We start from the raw sequence: 23,145 nt of genomic DNA on the forward strand, positions 1-23,145 counted from the left end.
GCAGATCGCATTTTATTATTTGTTTACTAAATTCTGGGCATGAGTAGTATAGATTGGACCGTTCTTATTTTTACATTGGTTGCAGTGGTAGTTTACGGCGTATTTATCGGACGTGGCCAAAAAAGCAACGAATCATACCTGAAAGCAGATAATAAAATGCCCTGGTACATTGTACTTATAGGTATTATGGCTACCCAAGCAAGTGCCATTACATTTCTTTCAGCACCGGGGCAGGCTTATACAGACGGTATGCGTTTCGTTCAGTATTACTTTGGGCTGCCTTTGGCGATGATTGTCATCTGTATTACTTTCATCCCGATTTTTCAGCGCTTAAATGTTTACACGGCGTATGAATATTTAGAAAACCGTTTTGATAAAAAAACAAGGGTACTCACTTCGCTGCTTTTTCTTTTTTCCAGAGGCTTATCAACAGGAATCAGCATTTATGCTCCGAGTATCATCTTATCAAGCGTTTTAAACTGGAATATTTATTTAACGAATGTTTTAACAGGTGGCATTCTGTTGATTTATACCTATGTTGGCGGTGCAAAAGCGATCGCTCACACCCAAAAATTACAGTTTCTCATTATTCTGGGAACAATGGCTTTTGCAGGTTATTTGCTTATTCAAAATATGCCGAATGGAATTGGTTTTAACGATGCACTTTATCTGGCGGGGAAATCCGGAAAGCTCAATGTCATCACCACAGAATTCGATTGGAAGGATAAATACAATATTTGGAGCGGCCTGATTGGTGGTTTTTTTCTGGCACTTTCTTACTTCGGTACTGACCAAAGTCAGGTCGGGAGGTATATTACAGCGAAAGACAATACCAATGCAAAAATGGGTTTGCTGTTGAACGGATTGGTTAAAATTCCGATGCAATTTGCTATTCTCCTGATCGGTGCTTTGCTTTTCGCATTCTTTTCCCTAAAACCGGCTCCGATTTATTTTAACGAACGCTCTTATCAACATTTAAAGGAAACAAAACCTGAACAGGCTGCGGTTTTTGAAAAAGAGCATAAGGATTTGCAAACAAAATTTAATGCAGAATCGAAAGAAATTCTAAGGTTGAAAGAAACTCATTCTCTTCAGCTTAACAAAACAATTCAGGATTTTAAAAACACACAAACTCAGGTAAAAGCACTTCACGGCAGGGTAGAGGAAGCGATCAATCATTCAAACTATAATGCTGAGAAAACGGATACCAATTACATTTTCCTGTATTTCGTAAAAAATACCCTGCCGGTAGGAATGATCGGTTTACTGTTTGCTGTCATTTTTCTGGCCAGCTGGGGTTCCATTTCCGCAGCGTTAAATTCCCTTGCCGCTTGCTCATTAAAAGATGTTCATTTGATATTTAAAAAAGAAATTCCTGATGAAGCCACCGAATTGAAGTACAGTCGTCTGCACACTTTAGTCTGGGGAATCTTCTCAATCGGCGTAGCCATGTTTGCCACTCAAATGGGCTCCCTTATTGAAGCGGTTAACGTATTAGGTTCTCTTTTCTACGGCCCGATATTGGGGATTTTTCTGGTCGCATTTTACTATAAAAAAATCAATGGCGCGAATGTATTTATTTCCGCCATTTTATCAGAAATTGCGGTTATTGCCGTTTATAAGTTCGATATCGTTTCTTTCCTTTGGCTTAATGTAATCGGCGCAGCGGCAGTCATTATATTTTCGGCAATCGGATTGCTGTTTTATAAGCAGAAAGCAGTAAATTCGTAACAAATAATAACAAAAACAAACAAATAAAAATAGTATGAAAACCATCATTAAATCTGCTGCCGTACTTGTTGCGACAATGACAATCTCCTTAAATGCCTTTGCACAGGACACTAAAAAACCTGCCAGCCCTCCGGCTACTGTTACGGGAAAAATTAAAGATGCAACTGTTACAATTGCCTATAGCAGTCCTTCTGTTAAAGGGCGTACCATCTGGGGCGGTCTGGAAGCTTATGATAAAGTTTGGCGTGCGGGAGCCAATGAAGCAACTACTTTTGAAACAGATAAAGACATTACCGTTCAGGGCAAAAAACTTCCTGCAGGTAAATACAGCTTTTTCTTAATTCCTAAACAAAGCGGAACCTGGACTGCAATTTTTAACAAAGAGCCAAAACAGTGGGGTGCTTATAAATACGAACAAGCAAAAGATGCTTTACGTGTTGATGTTAAAACAAAAGCTTTACCGGCAACACAGGAAACGTTAGTGTATAAAATAAACAATAATGGATTTACAATGGATTGGGATAAGATCTCAGTTCCTGTAGAGATCAAATAAATGTAAATATGAAAATTAAAATCCCGTTCATTCGGGATTTTTTTGATATTGTATGAAAGATTGTTATTGATAAAGAGGTTTTTATGGCCATAAAAAAAGAGACAACTATCAAATAGTTGTCTCTTTAAATGATGAGGAAGAGCGTATTTTCAAACACTTTTATAGATGATTTAGTTCGATTGAGTCAGATTAAACAAGAATTACAAAGTTTATTTTTATCGAATAGTTTTATTGAAAGATAGGTTTTTTTATCATCACATTTTGTTTAATATGGTATATGTAGTAGAGATATTCCATACATTTTTATATAATATTTACGTATATGGATTAATAAATTTGTTATAATACTTTCTGAATAAGTAGGGATTATTCTATTTGTAATTCAAACTTTTATAAAAAGTTATTTGTGTAAATATTATAATGATATTTATTAATTTTTAAATAATTTAGCGACTAATATTATGAAAAATATCATTCCTGATAATGAGTTAGGAAGATTGAAAAAATTAGAATTTTTTGATCTCCTGAACTTAGGCAAAGACCCTCAATTCGATGTTTTTGCAGAGACTGCATGTCTCATTGCCGATTGTCCTGCTTCTTTAATTGCAATCATGGAAAGTGAAACGCAGACTATCCAAAGCTGTATAGGTCTTGAGATCGACTCTGTACAACGCGAAAATACGGTTTGCCAGTATTCGATAGCAAGCGGAGAAGTGGTGATTATCAATGATACGCTTTTAGATGACAGATCCCGGAGCAACCCACTAATTTTGGAAGGAGGGATACGATTTTATGTAGGCATACCATGTATTGACGACGAAGGTTTTGCATTAGGAACAATCTGTGTGATTGATTATAAGCCCCGAACTATAACAGACAGACAGATTGCAGCACTTAAAAAACTTTCAGATGTTATTTCTAACCTTCTAATGGTAAAGAGAAAGACAATTTATGCAGAATATTTTCAGCAACTCTTCAATATATCCAATAATCTGATCTGTGTTTTAGATGACGAATTAAAGTTTAAAGATTTCAATCCGGTCGTAGAAAAAGTCTTTTCATTAAAGAAAGAAGAAATGATTGGGCTTGATTTCAATCAGGTGTTCGATGAAGGCAATAAGGAAATTTCAAAGCTTAAAAATCTTGCGAAGAGTTACCAGGAAGTATCTTTTACTACTTCTACCATAGTTAAAGATGGAAGTTCTGTGATTGTAGAATGGGTTTTGAAGCCAAATCAGGAACTTTCTGAAATTTTTTGCTTCGGAATCAACATTACTGCGCAGACTGAAGAAAAACGTCAGTTGGAAAGCTCAGAGAGACGTTTCAGGAGTTTCTTTGAAAATGCCATCGGTTTGATGAGTATGCATGACATGGAGGGCAACATTATCGCTGTTAACGAAAAAGGTAGAGAAACACTTCATTATTCTATAGATGAGGTAAAAAAATTAAACCTTAGAGACCTTGTTCCTGAGCATAATTGGTCTTCTCTGTACCAGTATCTTGATAGGATTAATAAAAACAAGGAGGATTTCGGAACCATGATTCTCAAGGCAAAGAATGGGGTAGAGCAGATTTGGATGTACCACAATCTGGTTGAGATAGATAAAGAAGGGAAACCTTATATAATAAGCACAGCATTGAACGTCACCGAAAGGATGACTTTAGAGAAAGATCTGATTCATACCAAAAAAATGCTGGAGCAGACAAGTTCTGTAGCCCAAGTTGGGGGTTGGGAAGTAAATTTGAAAAAAGACACCGTATTTTGGTCTCAAAGTACTAAAGAAATTCATAAGATAAGTGATGATTTTCAGCCTAATTTAGAAAACGCTATCGGTTTTTACAAAGAAGATAGTAGAGAAAGAGTTAAATTTTTATTCAACAGAGCGGTAACAGAAGGAGTTCCGTATGATGATGAATTTCAGCTAGTGCGTAATGATGGGATTATGATCTGGGTAAGGGTAAAAGGAATTCCGGAATTTGAAAATGGCGTTTGCAACAGGGTTTACGGGATAATTCAGGATATTGATGTATTCAAAAATATGTTCCTTGATGTTGCTAAAAAAGAAGCAATGATGCAATCGTTCGTAACTTATGTTCCGGTTGCCGTGGCGATGTTTGATATAGATCTTAATTATATTTCTGTAAGCAGTAGATGGAAAGATGAATTCAAAATGAATGAGACTGATATAATCGGAAAGAATCTTTTTGTTATATCACCAAACATTCCTGAAGAACGAAAAGAAATTTATCGCGCTGCTTTACAAGGTAAAACTTATATAAATGAAGATTTTGCGATGAGTATTGAGGGCAAAGAAGAAATTCAGCATTTCGACCTTAAGGTTGGTCCATGGTATCTTTCAGATAATGAAATTGGAGGGGTGATTGTTTCTGTTCAAAATATAACTAATTCTGTACACACCAATGAAGAACTTAAAAATGCGAAAAAAATGGCTGATATCGCAAGCAAGGCAAAATCAGAGTTTCTTGCTAATATGAGTCATGAGATACGAACACCTTTAAATGGAGTGATCGGTTTCTCTGATCTTCTTTTGCGCACTCCTCTCAACGATATTCAGACTCAATATCTTAATTACATTAATGAATCCGGGGAAAACCTCTTGAACATTATTAATGATATTCTGGATTTTTCTAAAATAGAATCCGGTAAAATGGAGCTTCTGATAGAGAAAAGTAATGTTTATGACATGGTAAGTCAGGTTATTAATGTGATTCTGTATCAGTCTCAGAAAAAAGATATTGAACTTCTTCTTAATATTGAGCAGGGACTTCCAAAAACTTTATTACTTGATGAATCCAGATTAAAGCAAATACTTATTAACCTCTTGGGTAATGCGGTAAAATTCACGGGGCAAGGTGAAATTGAGCTGAAAGTAGAAAAACTCCGCATGGATGATAGCAACATTGTTCTACGGTTTTCTGTAAGAGATACAGGGATTGGCATACCTGTGGAAAAGCAGAAACATATTTTTGATGCTTTCACACAGGAAAACAGCTCTATCAGTAAGCGTTACGGAGGAACTGGTCTCGGCCTTACCATTTCAAACAATATTCTTGGATATATGGGAAGTCATTTATCGCTGATCAGTACACCTGAGAAAGGTTCTGTTTTTTACTTCGATATTGAAATTCCTTACGAAATATCCGAATTGAGGGAAGAAGATGATCTCACCATAAAAAAAGTGCTGGTGGTAGATGATAATGAAGCAAACAGAATCATTCTTCAACACATGCTTACCTATAAAAATATAGAATCTACACTGGCTGCCAACGGAATGGAAGCTTTGCAGATATTGCTTAAAGGTGAACATTTCGATGTGATACTGATGGATTATCATATGCCGGTAATTTCTGGTTTGGAAACAATTGATAAGATCAAAAAGTTATTTATTGAACGGAATGAGATCTCGCCATTGGTAATTCTTCATACTTCTTCGGAGGAGCATGATGTCATTAATTCTTTCCGTAAGGAAGACAATTCTTATTTTCTCTTAAAGCCCATTAAGTCTGATGATCTTTATAAAACACTTAGACGTGTGGCACAAAATACCGTGACGGAAGTTGCTGCTCCGAAACATTTTGAAAAAGACCAGTTTTCTTTTATGAAAGAGCTAGAAGTTCTTTTAGTAGACGATAACCCGGTGAATATGGTTCTGAATAATAAAATGATGAAATTACTTATTCCCGGCGCACACCTTACAGAAGCGGTAAACGGTCTCGAAGCTTTGGAAGAATGCAGGAAAAAAGAATTCTCTATTATTCTTATGGATGTACAGATGCCGGTAATGAACGGCATTGAAGCTACACAACAGATTCGCCTCTTACCCGGATACCAAAACGTACCCATTATTGGTGTAACAGCAGGAAACGTTTTGGGAGAGAAAGAAAAATGTATGGAATCTGGGATGACCGATTTTCTGCCCAAACCTTTGCGGCAGGCAGATCTTTTGGAAATGCTCAAAAAGTATATTGCCATTAAAAAAGATAAAGATGTTGAAACAGAAGCTAAAATATTAACCAAGAAATATATCAACATGGATATGCTGAATGAGCAGATTGGTGGTGATGAAGAATTCAAAGATATTTTTTTAAACCTTGTGATTAACGAGCTTATACAGACAGAGAATAATATTGTTGAAACAGCAGCAGTAAAAAATGCGGGCGATGTCAAAATGATTCTTCATAAGCTTAAAGGTACTGCCGGAACTGCCGGTCTTTTCAGGCTTTCAGATTGTGCATTGAAATGGGAGCAAAAAGCTGATGAAAATATAGATTTTTCAGCGATGGAGAAAGAAATAAAAGAAGAAATAACAATAGGATTAGACCTAATAAAAAATTTAATAAAGTAAAATCAAAAGCTATATTAATTTTGATCTCCGAAGATAATGATCTGATTTTCAAAACAAGTGAGCTTACATATTTTCTTATCAATAATCTGGTCCGGTATTATTGATAAGAAAATATGTAAGGTTATCATTTATGCGCATGAAAAGCACCGGTGATTCACAATTTAATATTTTGGTGCTAAAGATCTTTTAGAACACTTTTTCTTTAAAGGTGGGACGATTCAGAAAAAAAGTATTTCTGACAGCACAGGGAATTTGTGAGCTTGGCTTCTGTCAGTACAAAGTGGTTTCACGGAACATACCCTGAAGGCAGCCAGTGAAGAATCTGGTTGTAATCTACAAGATCCCACAATTTCTCGGGGACAAATTGGGAAATAATAAAATGTTTACTGATGATACAGCCTAAGAATCTCCACCAACTCGGGTACGGATCGTATTTTCAGCTTCTCAAACAGCCTGTTTTTGTAAGTGCTGACCGTCGATGAATGGAGATTAAGTTGATTAGAAATTTCTTTGAGGGGAAGACCTTCTGCAATCTTATTGGCAATTTGCAGTTCGCGGTCTGATAGGGCTTCAAAGGGTGAGTTTTTTGTTGCGCCATTCAATGATTCTAAAAACATTGCTTCTTTTAAGTCTTCACTTACATATCGACCTGTACTAAGCATCCTCGTTAAAGCAGTTTCAATGACTGCAGCAGAGCTTTGTTTGCTTAGATAACCTCCAGCACCCATCTTTAAATAACGCATTGCGTACAACTCTTCATCCTGAGAAGAAAATATGAGAATTTTTAAGTCGGGTTGGTGCATTTTTATGTAATCGATCGCTTCCTGAACCGAGCCATTAGGCATATTAACGTCCATAATCGCTAAATCCAGTTCTTCTTTTAAAATTGCTTTGTATAGCGACTTATAATCCTCTACTTCTGAAATTATAGCATCAGGTCGGAGGCGTTTGATGGTTTGTACTAATCCCATCCGGACAATCCCATGATCGTCTGCTACAATAATACGAACGTTTACTTTTAAACCCATCATTCTATTAATTTACGTAAAAAAAGGGAAACCGTGGTGCCTTTATTTTCAGCGGAAATGATTTCGATGTTTCCATGCATCAAGGATACAAAATTTTTAACAATTTTCAAACTTAATCCAACTCCTTTCTCACCAGAAGTTCCCTGGAATACCGGATTGTCATAAGAGAAGATCGCAGATACATATTTTTCAGCCATTCCCGTTCCACAATCGATGACGGAAAGTATGATCTGATCACCTTCTGTAGCTTCCTGCAGGTAGATATCTTGCCCGGAGAAAGAGTATTTCACCGCATTATTAAGAATTCTGTCTAAAACATATTCGATTAACAAGCGATCAGTTGTAAGAAATGCATTGGGATCCCCTTTAAAATAAAATTTAATGTTTTTTTCTTTTAGTTGAGCAGCATATTTTTCTTCGAAATGGTGAAAAAGATCAATCACCAGCATTTTTACAGGTTTAATCTTAAAGTCACCGTATTGTGTTTTTAACCAGGCGGTGCTGTCCTGAATGGTTTGCAAATTCTTCTTTGCATCGCTTTTTACCTGCGGCAACAAGTTAAAAAAATCTTCCTCATTTATGGTCTTATCTTCCAGCGCTTCTATAAGCCACAGAAAATTTCCAAACATTTCTTTTGAATCATGAGACAATATCGAGATAAGTCCGTTCTTAAAACTGATTTCGTTTTCCAGTCTTTCGATTTTTAATTGCAGTTCGTTGATAAGGTCATTCATAAATTCTGTATTAATATTTTAAAAAATCTGATCCAGTATTCTTTAAAGCATATTTTATTATTTATTTTTTTGGATTTCCATGCCAAGCCCTTTAGAATTATACCACTTTAATAAAGGATTGATTAAAAGTCCGGCATTCCGGCTTGCAGAAACATCTCTCTCTACTAAGAATCCCTTCTCTCACTGCAATAATAGGTATTTCGATACATTTTTCCAAGACTTATTGTTTTGGTTGTTTCAATGCTTTTTAGATGAGGCATCTAAATATCCATATTAATAGATAATGACCCTCTTTTGGGTATTTTTCAACCACTTCAGTGATACGAATAAGCTTTACAAGCCGATTTTCTATTTCCAATTTGTCACATGCATCCTGTCAATTAATGTCATCGGAAGAGATGTACACAACAATGCACGGCGCTACATGAGTGGCGTCGCGAATTGTATTTTCATTTTTCTAATGGTTTCAATGCCATCCATAACGGGCATCTGATACAGAATGATCACATCGAATTCAGACTTGCCCATGCTGAGGATAAATCTCATTCAGGAATGGATCACTGGAAGTGAGAACATAGACTTACCCTTTCGAAGGAATATTCATTGTACAAAGCTTCATGTTCGTTATCTTAGAAGCTGGGAAAATTAATAAACCAAAAAAGCATCGTCATATTTTTTTCGAATACATGTAATGTATCAATATAGTGCTGGTCCGGCAATTGGTTATTGCCATTAAGGGAATAATAAAGAAGAGTTTTATGCGGAAGCATTGTTAAATTGCCGTAAAGCTATAATAAACATTGATGGAGTAGGTGGTATTTTCCTTACCGACCAAACTTTGGGCACCCGCAGGGGGTATGGTGTATTTTATGTTCAGTCCCCGGTCCAAAACCGGTGTTCCGTTAAAAAGTATTTTTTGGGGAGTTTTGGATAAGGGAGCATTTACAGAACTTCCATCCACGCCAATTTGTAATATGTTGGAATTGATGTCGGTCTGCAGGCCGCCTTTCTTGAAATAATTTTCGTCCGATTTCACATACAGTTCAAAACTCTCATTATTGGACAATACAATTTGGTTTGGAATCACTTGTGACTGGCCATTGGTGTACTGGGCAGCTGTATTAAAATTGAAGTTTACATTCCGCCCGGAACTGGGGATGGTGATCTCCGACAGAGGAAGCACCTTTAACTGAACAGCTGTATTTTGCAAACTATTAATTGAGTTATCTGTACTTTTGGAATTAAAGTTCAGTTCAAACGTATAGGTTCCGGCTTCAAAAAAAAGGGTTTTAAAATCTTCCGCAGACACATAAAGCTCTGGACTGAAGTTGTTTCTGTTTCCCGCTACAACACTGAAATTAGCCGCGGAAAAATTCTGAAAATCGGCAGATAAGGCTTTGGTAGTCAGCGTAGACCCATTACTACCCAATTTAATGGCTCCTATGTTTCTGGTTCCTGGAACACCTTTAGAAGAAGTGAACTGAATATTTGTGGCAGCAGCTTTCGCCCATACATTGAAATCAACCGTATGCGCGATTTCCGCATTATCCAAATTCAGCACCCTCGTCCCTGTGATTCGGTAGTCATTTAAAGAAGATATCTCTATGTATTTTGTTAAAGATGTTGTGATCCATCTGATGGATGAAGGAATGACTAAAATTGTTTTAAAATTACGTGGTGTGAAATCATTATAATTTTGAGTGATATCCATGGAGTAATTTCCGGCTCGGTAAGCATTGGCAGCAAACTGTGCGGCAGGAATTTTAAATGTAAAATTGATATTTCCCCGGTTGAATCCTCCTCCGAGACTGGTCGATGGTGGTTCAAACCATTTTGTAGCGCTTGTACTGAACGACTGAAAACCGGGTAAAGAACCTGAAAATCCGGTAGAAGGCAGCTGCCCGCCCATACTTTCTAGCTGCCACAGAAGAGTGGAACTGGGTAAAGTAAATGAGGAAGAAGAAGAATGCGTAAAAGTGGGTCCGGAAACAGAGGTAAATGTAGGAGCTGTGGGGATTAATCCCAAAAAGGCATAATCCCAGTTTGTTCTGTTGGGGTTCATCATTACCCTTGTAGGTACTGAGGTAAATTCACTTCTGTTAAAAATATTATTTTCAGGAATCGACAGGTATACATCCTGAGCTTTCGTGACTGTAGATCCGCAGAATACGGTAAAAATTCCTATAAAAAAAGCCTTTATCTTTTTCATGCATCTAAATTTAAAACTTTTTCACCTTAATGGTAGTGTCTTTCTTCTTATATTCAAAAACCACGGTTTTTGAATACCCTTCTTTTGTCACCTGAATAGTTTGGGTCGGTTGTGTATAGCTGTATTTGTCATTTTCAATATAGAGGTTGTATTTTCCATCTTTCAGGAAAAACTCAAACTCATTTTTTTGGTTAACCACGGCAGTATAGATCACGCCATCTTCACTTTTTGCATATACTACTATTCCAGTTACATCCGTTTCCAAAACATCGTAGGCCTGCTTAATCTCTGTTAATTTTCCACTTACCCTGATGTTTTTTACCAAGCCCACTTTACGGTTAATATTTTTATTTACCATAATGACAGGATCCATCATCAATCGGGCACCCGCACTTTCGTTCACTTTCAGTGTGTAAGTACCTTCAGGCACATTCTGAAACACTACTTTTCCGTTCTTATCTGTCAATGCAACAAAATTGTCCAGTTTCACTATTTCATTTGCAAGTACCGTTTCACCGGCCTCCAGAAGTCCATTGAAATTTTTATCTTCAAATAGCTGGAAGGTCACTTTATAATTTCCAAGGGCGGTACCTCCGGTAAAATATTTTTTAATCCCGACTCTGAACTGGTAATAACTGCCACTGCTTGCATATTCAGCCGTAGATTTATATCCAGAAATATTAAAATAACCTGTGGTGGACCAGGAGGGCGAGATCTTATATTCCAGATTACCGCTTGCATTGCTGTTTAAGTTTTTATAAAGTTCCGAATAGGAAGTTCCTGCTGAAAAAGATCCAGTCAGAGTATTATTCATCATCTGGAAATTATACGAAGCGTATACATTATAGTTGGCGAAATTACGGTCTGCATTGTAATAAGAATTTAAATCAAATACACTCGTTGCATTCCATTGGGCGGTTCCGTTTAGGGAGAAAGATTTATACCTGTAAGACAAGGTTGTTTTCAGACTGTTGAACCAATCGTCTCTATTGTTCGCTTTTGAATAAGAATATTCCGCGGTCCAATTCAATCCGTGAACACCGAATGTAGCACTTACATTGGTTTCCAGCCGGTAAGAAAAAAGTTCCTGCGATGTATAAAAATTGGCTGTTTTTTGCCTTTCAACCTTTGGAGCCAGTAGAAAATTCCATTTCTTTAAAGAAAACTGGTAACCTGATCCCAACACTTCTGTACTGTTGAAATAATAACGCAGATTAGCGGTATTCCCAGGTTGGATGGGCGCATTTTGGAAACTCAGGAATTCGGGGTCTACCTGCGAATTCTGATATTGTATGAAAGCGCGCTGAGAATCAGAAAATTGGAGGCCGATCCGCTGATTTGAGATAAAAGATCCCCTTTTGATCCCTGCATACCTTTTGGAGGCAAAGGAATTAACAGATTGTATATCCCATTTCCCCATTTTTCCCTCGTAATTGGCTCCTATTAAAGCTCCTTCGTTTTCATCTTTGTTTGAGAGCCCTTTTTCGTGGCTCAGGCCCACCTCCGTGCGGATGATGTGTTTGTCGTTAATTAAAAATGATGATACCGCGTTTGCCACCTGTGTATCTACGTTAAAGCGCGGATCATGGTCGAATATATAGGACACTTTCCCATTGAAAGATTTAGCATTCCCAAAACCATATTTTGCTCCCACCATGGTAGATCCTTGTGTTTGTTGGAAATAAGTACCGTACAGATTATAATTATTTTCCAGCGCAAGAATTTCAATCTGATTATTTTCACCAAATTTAGTAGAAAGTCTCCCACCTCTCCCGAAAACCGGATAATCGTAATCATTACTATTAACATTTCCCACCCTTAATGCCGTATTTTTTCTTTCCAGTTCCAGCCAGGTATCATACAGGTTATAGCGGCCGTCAAGATAATAATCCGCACCAATATTGAATTGGGATTTCAAATTATCAGCCACCCGGAACGCTGTATTTCCCCTCAATTGAAAATAATTGAGACCTGAACTGTTTTCATTATAGCTAATTTCCGCAAAATTACTTCCGCTTACCGCTTCATTTCCACGAGTAATTTGTCTATTGTGTGATAAAATAACTAAATAGAGCGTGTTGCTTCCTACGATTTTATTATCAAGCAGGTCTGTGGCGGTTGCATTAATATTAAATTCTGGATAAAGCGTATTCTGTTTTCTTACCGCAATTTTGATCTCAACCGTTTGTTTTTCTAAACCTTCAAGAGATAAGATTTGTTGTTTTGGCATCATTTCCAAACCATCAGGAATAGATTGCAAATCAATCTTAACGGTTCGTTTACTATAGCCTTGGTTTTCTACAATCAGTAGAATGGAGGAGTCGGGCGAAGCAGGATTAATGAAATTTTCGTATGCTTCTGTATAAATTGCAATATTTTTATTTTCGCCTTTGTTTACGAAGAACGAGGCGTTTTCAGTTTTGGTGACCGTTGGGGTTGTATATGAAACCTGGAATTTGATCTCATTGGATCTCAGTTTCATAAAATCTACATTGGCAATCAGTTTTACAGGAAGATTTTTAGACTGGCCCGCACCTAAAGTAAAGTCATTTTTGGGATAGAAAAGCAATCCCGGATATTTTTCCTCAGGTATGATATTCTGAATGGTAATCTCTTCAGAACTTGTATTCTCAATGACCAGGAAATCAGTAAAAGTAGAACCCTTCTCGACAGCTACAATCTCATTTTCAAAATGGATCTGGATATCCTTCTTTTCCTGCGCAAAGGCCAATGAAAAGTGCAGAAGAGCCAATGCAAAAAATAAGATGGTTCTTCTTAGGATTGATATCGATATTCCATTCTGTGATTTCAAGACTTAATTTTTAAAATTTAAAGTTTTTTTCGCCTACGCGTATATCATTGGATTCTGCCATTTTGATAATAGCCACGCCAAGGAAGTTCCCTGAAATATTCTCTGGTAAAGAAAATTGCACAACCTGATTGGTATCGGGAAGCATGGAGATGGAAATTGCGGGTAATTTTATTTCCTTACCACTGTCTGTGTCGGTTAGTTCAAACTCAACGGTGGCATCATTGATGGTGTTTCCATCATTATGGATGTTTACTGCAACTTTTCTGTTCCTTGCATTGTCATTATTTACCTCTGAAATATTAGTAATATCCAAACTTTTTACATGATTTCCTGGTGGAGTATAAAAGATGTGAAGTCCCACTTCAAATAGGGTAATGATACCAATACCATTCTGAATACGTGCCTGATCTGCCTGCTGAGGAAGTTGGGTGAAAAACAACATGCTGTTCGTAACGGCAGACTTTGATGCGTTTGCCGGAATCTGCATGGTTACCACAATCTCCTTTGTACTTTTCGCAGGGACTGTTACAGAGTTTTCTAAGGTGGATATCCAATTGGCATTGGAGGTTTTTGAACTGCCTGCATCAAGATAAACCTTATTTCCATCTTCTTCTCTAACCCAGTCTTTATAGTTGAGATTAAAAACATAATCCTTATCCGAAGTGTTTTGAAGCGTGACTGTCTTTGATACTTTTTCTCCTGGATTGCCGGTAAAAAACAAGCGTGTAGGCGACATAGAGATACTTTGTGCCAGAATTGAAGAAGATCCTGTGAGGATAAAGAAAATGAAAAGGTAAATAAACTTGCGCATGGTGTAAATTATTTAAAAATAAAGATTCCCAAAACTACTGAAAACGTAACAAAAGGAACCTTTACAAACTAAAAAATTTTTTTATAAAGCAGTTGCAGTATAAGTTACTGTTTGCGTATAAGTTCCGGCCGGTTTACCTAAAATATCAGAAGAAGATGATTTAGCTGCTGGAATGGTGTAGTCCAAATTCAGTGTTAATGCGCTTCCAAGCGGAGCGTTTGATACCAGAGTTTGATCTGTTGCAGATAAAACAACAGCGCTTTTTGTTCCTCCCATAGTTCCGGCAGCTGTAGCTGCTTTGATGGTCAAAACATTTACAGGGATCAGGTTGGTTCCATTCATGAAATTAGCACCTCCTGCTTTTACTTTTACATTAAAGTTCTTCGTTGAGGTCACTTTTAAAGAGTTGGCTTTGGTAATCGTTTGATCAGAGTTATAGTCTGCTGCAGTAACATAGTTGAAGTCAACTGTATTACCAATTGCAGTACTTCCCGCGTCGATGGAGATTACATCATTCAGGGTAATGTTTACAGTTGTGGTTGCAGTAGTATTTTGAGCTTGAACATTGTTAGTTCCTACTATGATTGCTCCGATAGTTAAGGCTGCGATTGCGATTTGTTTTTTCATGATAATAATATTTAATTTTTATTCTTGTTTAATTGTTCTCTTTTGAACACTACAAATCTACAGCAGCAAAAAAAGTTTCTTTGTAGTGGAAAATGGAAGTTCATGTAGTAAAATAACTACAGGATTATTCATTGGTGTAAACAGAAAAGCCCTCAATACTTAGAAAGTGTTGAGGGCATATATAAAATTTCCGTGTTTTTTTATAAAGCAGTTGCAGTATAAGTTACTGTTTGTGTGTAAGTTCCGGCCGGTTTACCTAAAATATCAGAGGAAGATGATTTAGCCGCTGGAATGGTGTAGTCCAAATTCAGTGTTAATGCGCTTCCAAGCGGTGCGTTTGATACTAGAGTTTGATCCGTTGCAGATAAAACGACAGCGCTTTTTGTTCCGCCCATAGTTCCGGGAGCTGTAGCTGCTTTGATAGTCAAAACATTTACAGGGATCAGGTTAGTTCCATTCATGAAATTAGCACCTCCTGCTTTTACTTTTACATTAAAGTTCTTCGTTGAAGTCACTTTTAAAGAGTTGGCTTTGGTAATCGTTTGATCAGAGTTATAGTCTGCTGCAGTAGCATAGTTGAAGTCAACCGTATTACCAATTGCAGTACTTCCCGCGTCGATGGAGATTACATCATTCAGGGTAATGTTTACAGTTGTGGTTGCAGTAGTGTTTTGAGCTTGAACATTGTTAGTTCCTACTATGATTGCTCCGATAGTTAAGGCTGCGATTGCGATTTGTTTTGTCATGATAATATTATTTAATTTTTATTCTCGTTTAATTGTTCTCTTTTGAACATTACAAATCTACAGCGGCAAAAAAAGTTTCTTTGTAGTGGAAAATGGAAGTTCATGTAGTAAAATAACTACAGGATTATTCATTTGGTTTAAATAAAAAAAGCCCTCAACACGTAGAAGGTGTTGAGGGCTTTTTTTTAAATTGGTGTTTACTTACAATGCAGTGGCAGTATAAGTTATCGTTTGCGTATAGGTTCCCTTAGGTTTCCCCAGAAGTACGTTTGATGCTTTTTCAGCTGAAATAGAATAGGCAATATTTAAAGATTGTTTTGCCCCTGGACTTGCATTACTTACCAGGGCTTGATTGGTTGTAGATAAGGTGACCTCATTCAGGGTTCCAGTTAAACTTCCCGGTATTGCTTTTACCTGTAATATATCTACTGGAATTGCGTTTGCGCCACTTACAAAGTTTGCGCCCTCAGATTTTACTTTTACATCGAAATTTTTGGAGGAAATGATGACTAAACTATTGGGCACCGTCACATTTTTTGAAGAATTATAATCTGTTGTATTCACATAATTAAAATCTATGGTGCCTCCTGAAGCAACACTTCCTACATCCATTGCAATAACATCTGCTAAAATAATATTTACTGATGAACTAACCTGTTCCGAATTTTGTGCCAGGGCCAGGTCTGTTCCTGAAGCGATTGCTCCCAGAGATAGGGCAGTGATAAAGATTCGTTTTTTCATGATTGGGTAAATTTGAAGATTCGTAAGATAATATTGTCATTTACAATGGCTATACTAACAAACATAATCAAGATTAAATCTAAGAACATTATCTGATATGACCAAGGCCTTTATCGTTTTTTGTTAATTAACTAATTGTTATTATGACGTTACAGATATTTCTTCCTACTCTTTAGCAGCAGATTTGCAGAAGCATTTAAGCATTACAAAGTGGGAAATCGTTGGTGACGATATTGCAGAAGAAATGATCTTGAATGGAGAGCTTTCTATACAATTACCAAATTCAAAATGTATGCATATATTTCATCGAACATAGATAATTGGAGCTTCATATAATGATTACAATAAATTACACCAGATTATGAAATCGGAATCAATCCATTAGGAGATTAATATAAGTATTACATAGCAAGGAGTTTGCAGGAATTATCAAAATGTAGAATAGGAACTGTAAGAAATAATAAGCATTGAGAGACTTATATCTGACTAAGAAAGAAAAATACATCTGGACTTGCTGCTAACTGACCACATGCAACAATTGCTTCTGTATATTTCTAAGTTTAATGCTGAAAATTTTGTTTAGAAAGTGAATGAAAATGGCGCCGGCTATTTTCAAGCTGGCGCCATTTGGCTGTGTGTGACCTCGACAGGATTCAAACCTGTAACCTTCTGAGCCGTAATCAGATGCGCTATTCAGTTGCGCCACGAGGCCGTTGTTTCCTTGTTGATTAAGGGTTTGCAAATATAGCACTTTTTTCCTTTCTTTGAAAGATGAAACAGAGAATTTTACTTTTATTTACAGTTATAGCGCTAATCTCCTGTAAAAGAGAACAAAAAATTTCATCCACAGATGGGTCATCAATATCAAATAGAACACAGTACAAAGAGAATAACGGAGTACTGGAGCTAAAATCGGGGAATTTCACCTATCAATTTAAATCAAATCAGACTCCATTTAAGAAAATTATCCTGTTAAATGCTAGTATGGCGGGCTATATTTCAGAGCTTGGTGCGGAAAATCTGATTATCGGAGTATCAAGCCCGGAATATATTTATTCAGAAAAAATTCAATCGCTTATTAAAGAAGGAAAAATCCAGAATGTAGGAAGTGATCAGAAATATGATATTGAGAAAATTATTTCCCTGAAACCTGATGCGATCTTCACGAATTATATTGCCAGCTTTGATAATGCATATCAACTATTGAAGAATAACGGAATTCAGGTGATTTTTCTAGATGAATACATGGAACAGAAACCGTTGGAAAAAACAGCTTATATAAAACTTTTTGGAGAATTGTTAGGAAAGCAGAAACAAGCAGCCGATAAATATCAGGAAATCGAAAAGAATTATAACAGTCTGAAGCAACTGGCATCAAAAGCAAAACAAAGACCTGCAGTACTGGCAAACGAAATGTATGGCGATGTCTGGTATCTTCCGGGAGGTAAAACTTCTGTGGCTAATTATATTTCCGATGCGAATGCAGCTTATATTCTAAAAGATAATACCGAAGAAAAAGCTTTAACGATGAGCTTTGAAGAAGTTTATGCCAAATCCAGCGGTGTACAATATTGGGTAAACGCAGGAAACCATACTTCCAAAAAGGAAATGCTGGGAATGAATCCATTTTATGGAAAGCTGGATGTTTTCAATAAAGGACATATCTATGTGATCACCGGAAAAGAAAAACAGAAAGCCAATGACTTTTTTGAGAGCGGTGTAGTACGGGCAGATCTGATTCTGAAAGATTATATTAAAATTTTTCACCCGGAACTTTTGCCGGATTATCAGCTAACCTATATGAAGGAATTGCAATAACTCAGACTATTTGCTTATTTTTGTACTTCTTTTTTAGAAAAGTTATGTGGAAAAAAATTAAACAGTTCATCTTTATCGTTCTTGTTCTGAATGTAGTGTTTATCATATGGGGCAGGTTTTTCAATCCGCCGGTTACCATTACGCAGATCGGAGCGCTTTTTGAATTCGGGAAGCTGAAACGGGATTATATTTCCTATGATGATATGGGGAATAATGTGAAAAAAGCCGTCATTGCTTCCGAAGACCAAAAGTTTTTTATCCATAACGGATTCGATTATACAGCGATAGAAAAAGCCATGAAGCATAATGAAGAAGGAAAGAAAATTCGGGGCGGAAGCACCATTTCTCAGCAGACAGCGAAAAATGTCTTCCTTTGGCAGGGCAGAAGCTGGCTCAGAAAAGGACTGGAGGCCATGTATACCTTTATCATAGAAAAAGTATGGACTAAAGATATTATCCTTGAAAGATACCTGAATTCCATTGAAATGGGTAAAGGGGTATTTGGAGTGGAAGCGGCTTCCCAATATTATTTTGGGAAATCTTCCAAAGACTTAAGTGCTTCAGATGCAGCATGGATTGCGGCCGTTCTGCCTAATCCTAAAAAGTATGATCCTAAAAATCCATCGCCCTATTTAAGAAAGAAACATAACTGGATTATGAGACAAATGAGGAATGTAAGTTTGAAATAGTATCTTTGTACTAATGAAATTCTTTACTTCAAGTACAAATTTTGAATCCGTTCTTAAAAAATATTTCTCTTTTAAGAATGAAACACGCTCTTTGGAACCCTTTGCAGAGTTTATAGAAAGCATTAAAAGGAGCGATTTTACGGATGTTCTGAATTTTTTCAGAAGTAATCCAGGGTACACGGAAAACTTTAAACTCTATCTTCAGAATATTTTTGACGGAAGACCTTTTAATTTATCATTAACGGAAGCCAATATTCTCTCGGAAAATGCCTTTTTTCCTGAGCTTAAAAAAAGAATACTGAATAAAATTCTCCCACCTGTAGAAAATGAAAATACAGTGTGGTACATGATCGATAACGTTAGTTTAAGACCTAACAAAGATCTGAAATACCTCCACAATCTTCCGGAAAATGAAGTAAATGAATTTCTTACGCTTTTAGGAATTGCAGATTTTATCACCAGTCCTGCCGTAAAGAAAGAACTTATTTTTTCCATGAATATCCTTTCCTGGCGGGCAACCGGGATGGCTATGGAAGTTGAGGTAGTCAGAATGGCTCCCGAATACCGTAATTTTGATAATCCGTTTCTGGCACTCCAGAATGAGCTGGAAGCACTGGCTGAAGAGTTGGAGAAAAATCCTTATCTACAGCTTCATTCCAAAGACAGCCGCTATAAACAGATCAAGATTTATGCAGAGCACTGTCAGGAATTTGTAAATATAGCGTTTAAAAATTCCGCCAAATATGGAATTTCAGGAAAAATTAATCAATCACTGCTGAAGATCCGCCAACAGACCGAAAGGATTTATGAAATCGTTCAGCTGCTGGTTATTGATACTGAAGAAGATATTATTGTCAAATCTAAACAGTTGATTTTTAATATCGTAAGGTATAAATCCCATAAAAATAATATTGCAGATCTGATCAACGACAGTACACGTCTGATCTCCCACCTGATCACCAATCATACCGCAGAAACCGGTACCCACTACATTACTTCAACCCGGAAAGAATACATGACGATGTTCTACAAAGCCAGTGGCGGCGGAATCATTGTTGGAGCGCTCTGTGTGCTCAAAATGTTGTACGGCTATATTCCCGGAAGTGATTTTTCCCATGCGTTTTTATATTCGATGAATTATGCAATGGGATTTGTAATGATCTACCTGATGGGATTCACGCTGGCGACCAAGCAGCCTGCCATGACAGCGGCTACTATGACCAAAGTCCTGGCCGAAGAAGGAAATAATAAAAGAAATAATACAGAATTTGCTCACCTTGTTTCAAAGCTTTTTAGAAGCCAGTTTATTGCCTTTGTAGGAAATGTGCTGCTTTCCTTTCCGATTGCTCTGGCAATTATTTATGGACTGGATGTATTTTTCTCCCAAAACTTAGCGGTAGAAAGATCCGATAAATTACTGATGGACTTAGATCCCTTTAAATCAAAAGCTATTCTCCACGCAAGTATTGCTGGATTTTATCTTTTTATATCAGGGATTATCTCAGGGAATATCGGAAACAATTCTGTGTTTTATCAGATTCCGGAAAGGATTGCCAAAAACCTTCCGATCAGAAACTTCTTAGGAAAGAAATTTGCGAAAGGCTTGTCTAAGTATTACGCTAAAAACTGGCCGGGCATCGTTTCCAACTTCTGGTTCGGTGTTTTCCTGGGAGCTACGGCGCCTGTAGGACTGTTTTTTGGGCTTGATCTGGATATCAGACATATTACTTTCGCTGCGGGGAATTTCGCATTAGGATTGTATGGAAAAGACTTTTCCGTAGATTCTTATACATTCTGGATTTCTTTCTTTACCGTGTTCTTAATAGGATTTTTCAACTTCCTGGTAAGTTTTTCACTGTCTATGTTTTTGGCCTTCAGATCCAGAAAGATGAACTTTGGACAGGTAAGTGAGATTTATAAAGAAATTTTCAGATACTTCAGGAAGCATCCGTTTAAATTTTTCTTTCCGCTGCGCTCCGGTCTTGATAAAAAAGCAGATGACTTAATGAACAGTACGATTTCTACAAAATCTGAAGATCATTAAATTTTTCTATACCGAACTTGTCCTGAAATTTTTTCAGATAAAAACTTTTACGCATCTTAAAATCATTCTTCAGCAAAGGAGAATTGATTCTGATGATCACAATATGGTGTTCAATATTCACACTTTGGATCTCATTGAAAAGGCTTTCATCCAGATAGTCTTCAAGGAAATCTTTAATTTCAAAAGCAACAAGCTTATCTTCAAATCCATGGATTCTTGCAAAGGATTTCACAAGATCTGATGACTGATATTCACGGTTTTTTTTCTTCTTCATGGGGCTTGGTTTACAAGGAGTAATGTAATGATCATTTTAAGACTAATCTGATGTCTGAAATCTAGAATCTGCTATCTGGGATCTATCTTACACCTCAAAAATAATACTTTCCTCATTAATTTTTTTTACTACACTTTCAGTACGTTCTTTATGCGTGTCCGTAATAAATATCTGTCCGAAATTCTCCTGATTAACGAGTTCGATGAGCTGAGAGACACGGCTGTCATCCAGCTTATCAAAAATATCATCCAATAGAAGAATAGGAGTTTTGTGCGTGAGTTCTTTGATGAGGCTCATTTGGGCCAGTTTTAAAGAGATCAGAAACGATTTCTGTTGTCCTTGTGAACCTATTTTTTTGATGAGCGTATGGTCCATTTCAAACAAAAGATCATCCTTATGGATTCCCTTTGAAGTATAGGTCAGCATCCGGTCTCTTTCTACACTTTGCGCCAACAGCTCCTGAAAAGCAGTTTCAGGGTAGGTAGGATCATAACCTTCCGCCAAATCTGCCTGATAATAAACCGAAACCGATTCTTTTCCGCCGGAAATAATGGTATAGAAATTCTGAACAATAGGATTCAGCTGCTCTACAAACTCTTTTCTTTTCTCAAAAATCTTCGTTCCGAAACGGGTAATAGGATCATTGTAAATATCCAGAGAATCTTTGTCCCAAACCCTGTTTTTAGCAAAATATTTCAACAATGCATTTCGCTGCTGAATCGTTTTCTGATACTGAATAAGATCAAAAAGGTAACCAGAATCAGTCTGTGAAATCATCGAATCCAGAAATTTCCTTCTGCTTTCCCCGGAATCTGAAATTAAATTGGAGTCATAAGGCGAGATCATGACACTCGGTAAATATCCGATGTGATCAGAAAGACGGTCATAGCTTTTATCATTCTTCTTCACAAGTTTCTTTCCCTCTTTTGGCTGGGAAATTTTGATGATATCCTCGCTGTCTTCATTTTGAATCTCGGCATCAATCGTGAAAAAATCCTCATCTTTTTTGATGTTGCTAAAATCTCGGTTTCCCAAAAAGCTCTTTCCCACGGACAGATAATGCATCGCGTCCAGGATATTGGTTTTTCCGGCACCGTTATTTCCTACAAAACAATTGATCTGCGGAGAAAATTCGAACTTCTTTTCTGAATGGTTCTTGAAATTATATAAAGAAAGCTTCTTGATAATCATTCGTCAAAAATACTCCATTATTAGTAGAAATAAAAAAGGAAGTGCAGAACAAGTTTCAATGCCGAATGAAAAATAGGCGTCATCTCTTTTATTTTCAGAGAAATAAATAAGAATATAAGTGATAATCCCTGATAAAAAAAATGCCAGAGAATACGATGGTTTTAAATAAAGTGCAGCCAGAATATTGCTCACAAAAACCAGCAGATAGGCAATGTATTTTGTATTTTGAACCCCAATTAACCTGGGAAAGGTCTGTACTGTATCACTTTCCATATCCCGGATATCAAAAGGAAGGACCAGCGCCGTGATAAAAAAGAAACTGATCAGGAAAATTGGAAGATCAAATTCCGGTAAGGTCAGCCAGCAGTTCACCAGTGCCCAGACCAATCCTACGTAAAAAACTTTTAATAAAGGTATTTTACGGATATACACATCCAGAAAAAAACTGTTGTACAGGAGTCCTAATACCACAATAATAAACCACTTCAGCAGCCGTATCTCATTATGATTATGGATGATCAGAAAAGCACAGATGATTCCGGCGATTGCATTTAAGACCAGAATTTTAAAAAAGTGCCGTGTATACTGGTATTTAGTGTACAGATAACCACTGAAATAAGTAATGAAAATCAAAGCTACAGAAGGGAAACGGAATGTGTTTTGCTCTTCCATGAAGAATACTGCAAAAAGAGTTCCCGTTAAGGATACGTAAACTTGACTGTCTATAACGGATTTTTTGAGTATTTTTAAGAAATTCATTTATCAAAAAT

At 36.8% G+C, this 23,145-nt stretch carries 17 protein-coding genes and 1 tRNA gene; 6 read left to right on the forward strand and 12 right to left on the reverse strand.

Features of this window, described 5'->3' with window-relative positions:
* The first annotated feature begins 39 nt into the window (after window positions 1-39).
* The 3 genes from IW15_RS19665 (at window position 40) to IW15_RS19675 (ending at window position 6,651) form a co-directional block, all read left to right on the forward strand.
* Window positions 40-1,731, forward strand: a complete 1,692-nt coding sequence (locus tag IW15_RS19665; protein ID WP_034714875.1) for a sodium:solute symporter — start codon at window positions 40-42, stop codon at window positions 1,729-1,731.
* A 34-nt stretch (window positions 1,732-1,765) separates the two neighbouring features.
* Window positions 1,766-2,284, forward strand: coding sequence for a DUF2911 domain-containing protein (locus IW15_RS19670; protein WP_034714877.1), 519 nt, complete (start codon window positions 1,766-1,768; stop codon window positions 2,282-2,284).
* 461 nt (window positions 2,285-2,745) lie between these two features.
* Window positions 2,746-6,651, forward strand: coding sequence for a response regulator (locus tag IW15_RS19675; protein ID WP_228384403.1), 3,906 nt, complete (start codon window positions 2,746-2,748; stop codon window positions 6,649-6,651).
* A 383-nt stretch (window positions 6,652-7,034) separates the two neighbouring features.
* Here IW15_RS19675 and IW15_RS19680 read toward each other — a convergent pair whose 3' ends face one another.
* The 9 genes from IW15_RS19680 to IW15_RS19720 all read right to left on the reverse strand — a co-directional run bounded on the left by IW15_RS19680 (window position 7,035) and on the right by IW15_RS19720 (window position 17,071).
* Window positions 7,035-7,682 (reverse strand): response regulator, encoded by a 648-nt coding sequence (locus tag IW15_RS19680; protein WP_051882239.1) that lies wholly within the window; start codon window positions 7,680-7,682, stop codon window positions 7,035-7,037.
* Window positions 7,679-8,413: a sensor histidine kinase gene (locus IW15_RS19685; RefSeq protein WP_034714881.1), complete on the reverse strand. Its 735-nt coding sequence runs from the start codon at window positions 8,411-8,413 to the stop codon at window positions 7,679-7,681. Before IW15_RS19685 ends, IW15_RS19680 begins: the two co-directional genes overlap by 4 nt.
* Before the next feature lie 772 nt (window positions 8,414-9,185).
* Window positions 9,186-10,622, reverse strand: coding sequence for a hypothetical protein (locus IW15_RS19690; protein ID WP_034714883.1), 1,437 nt, complete (start codon window positions 10,620-10,622; stop codon window positions 9,186-9,188).
* Window positions 10,623-10,632: 10 nt separating this feature from the next.
* Window positions 10,633-13,434, reverse strand: a complete 2,802-nt coding sequence (locus tag IW15_RS19695; protein WP_228384404.1) for a hypothetical protein — start codon at window positions 13,432-13,434, stop codon at window positions 10,633-10,635.
* A 10-nt stretch (window positions 13,435-13,444) separates the two neighbouring features.
* Window positions 13,445-14,245 (reverse strand): fimbrial biogenesis chaperone, encoded by an 801-nt coding sequence (locus IW15_RS19700; protein ID WP_228384405.1) that lies wholly within the window; start codon window positions 14,243-14,245, stop codon window positions 13,445-13,447.
* An 81-nt stretch (window positions 14,246-14,326) separates the two neighbouring features.
* Window positions 14,327-14,872 carry a hypothetical protein gene (locus tag IW15_RS19705; protein ID WP_034714887.1) on the reverse strand — a complete coding sequence of 182 codons (546 nt, stop codon included), beginning with the start codon at window positions 14,870-14,872 and terminating at the stop codon, window positions 14,327-14,329.
* A 200-nt stretch (window positions 14,873-15,072) separates the two neighbouring features.
* Complete coding sequence (locus IW15_RS19710) at window positions 15,073-15,618, reverse strand: hypothetical protein (RefSeq protein ID WP_034714889.1); 546 nt, start codon at window positions 15,616-15,618, stop codon at window positions 15,073-15,075.
* Between the two features lie 201 nt (window positions 15,619-15,819).
* Window positions 15,820-16,359: a hypothetical protein gene (locus IW15_RS19715; protein ID WP_034714892.1), complete on the reverse strand. Its 540-nt coding sequence runs from the start codon at window positions 16,357-16,359 to the stop codon at window positions 15,820-15,822.
* A gap of 638 nt (window positions 16,360-16,997) precedes the next feature.
* Window positions 16,998-17,071 (reverse strand) — tRNA-Arg (locus IW15_RS19720).
* A gap of 59 nt (window positions 17,072-17,130) precedes the next feature.
* Between IW15_RS19720 and IW15_RS19725 the strand changes: the two genes are divergently transcribed.
* The 3 genes from IW15_RS19725 to IW15_RS19735 are packed head-to-tail and all read left to right on the forward strand — an operon-like array spanning window position 17,131 to window position 20,910.
* Window positions 17,131-18,177 carry an ABC transporter substrate-binding protein gene (locus tag IW15_RS19725; RefSeq protein ID WP_034714894.1) on the forward strand — a complete coding sequence of 349 codons (1,047 nt, stop codon included), beginning with the start codon at window positions 17,131-17,133 and terminating at the stop codon, window positions 18,175-18,177.
* A 44-nt stretch (window positions 18,178-18,221) separates the two neighbouring features.
* Window positions 18,222-18,866: a monofunctional biosynthetic peptidoglycan transglycosylase gene (gene mtgA, locus IW15_RS19730; RefSeq protein WP_034714897.1), complete on the forward strand. Its 645-nt coding sequence runs from the start codon at window positions 18,222-18,224 to the stop codon at window positions 18,864-18,866.
* 13 nt (window positions 18,867-18,879) lie between these two features.
* Window positions 18,880-20,910: a recombinase gene (locus IW15_RS19735; protein WP_034714899.1), complete on the forward strand. Its 2,031-nt coding sequence runs from the start codon at window positions 18,880-18,882 to the stop codon at window positions 20,908-20,910.
* On the opposite strand, the gene IW15_RS19740 is transcribed toward IW15_RS19735, so the two are convergent.
* From IW15_RS19740 to IW15_RS19750, 3 genes are all read right to left on the reverse strand, one after another.
* Window positions 20,888-21,184, reverse strand: coding sequence for a hypothetical protein (locus tag IW15_RS19740; RefSeq protein ID WP_034714902.1), 297 nt, complete (start codon window positions 21,182-21,184; stop codon window positions 20,888-20,890). The two genes, IW15_RS19735 and IW15_RS19740, sit on opposite strands and share 23 nt — an antisense overlap.
* An 87-nt stretch (window positions 21,185-21,271) precedes the next feature.
* The gene (gene recF / locus IW15_RS19745) at window positions 21,272-22,375 is read right to left on the reverse strand and encodes a DNA replication/repair protein RecF (RefSeq protein WP_034714905.1); all 1,104 of its coding nucleotides are present in this window, start codon (window positions 22,373-22,375) and stop codon (window positions 21,272-21,274) included.
* Between the two features lie 3 nt (window positions 22,376-22,378).
* Window positions 22,379-23,134 (reverse strand): UbiA prenyltransferase family protein, encoded by a 756-nt coding sequence (locus tag IW15_RS19750; protein WP_034714908.1) that lies wholly within the window; start codon window positions 23,132-23,134, stop codon window positions 22,379-22,381.
* Window positions 23,135-23,145 lie beyond the last annotated feature (11 nt).

The organism is Chryseobacterium soli (assembly GCF_000737705.1).
Taxonomy (GTDB): domain Bacteria; phylum Bacteroidota; class Bacteroidia; order Flavobacteriales; family Weeksellaceae; genus Chryseobacterium; species Chryseobacterium soli.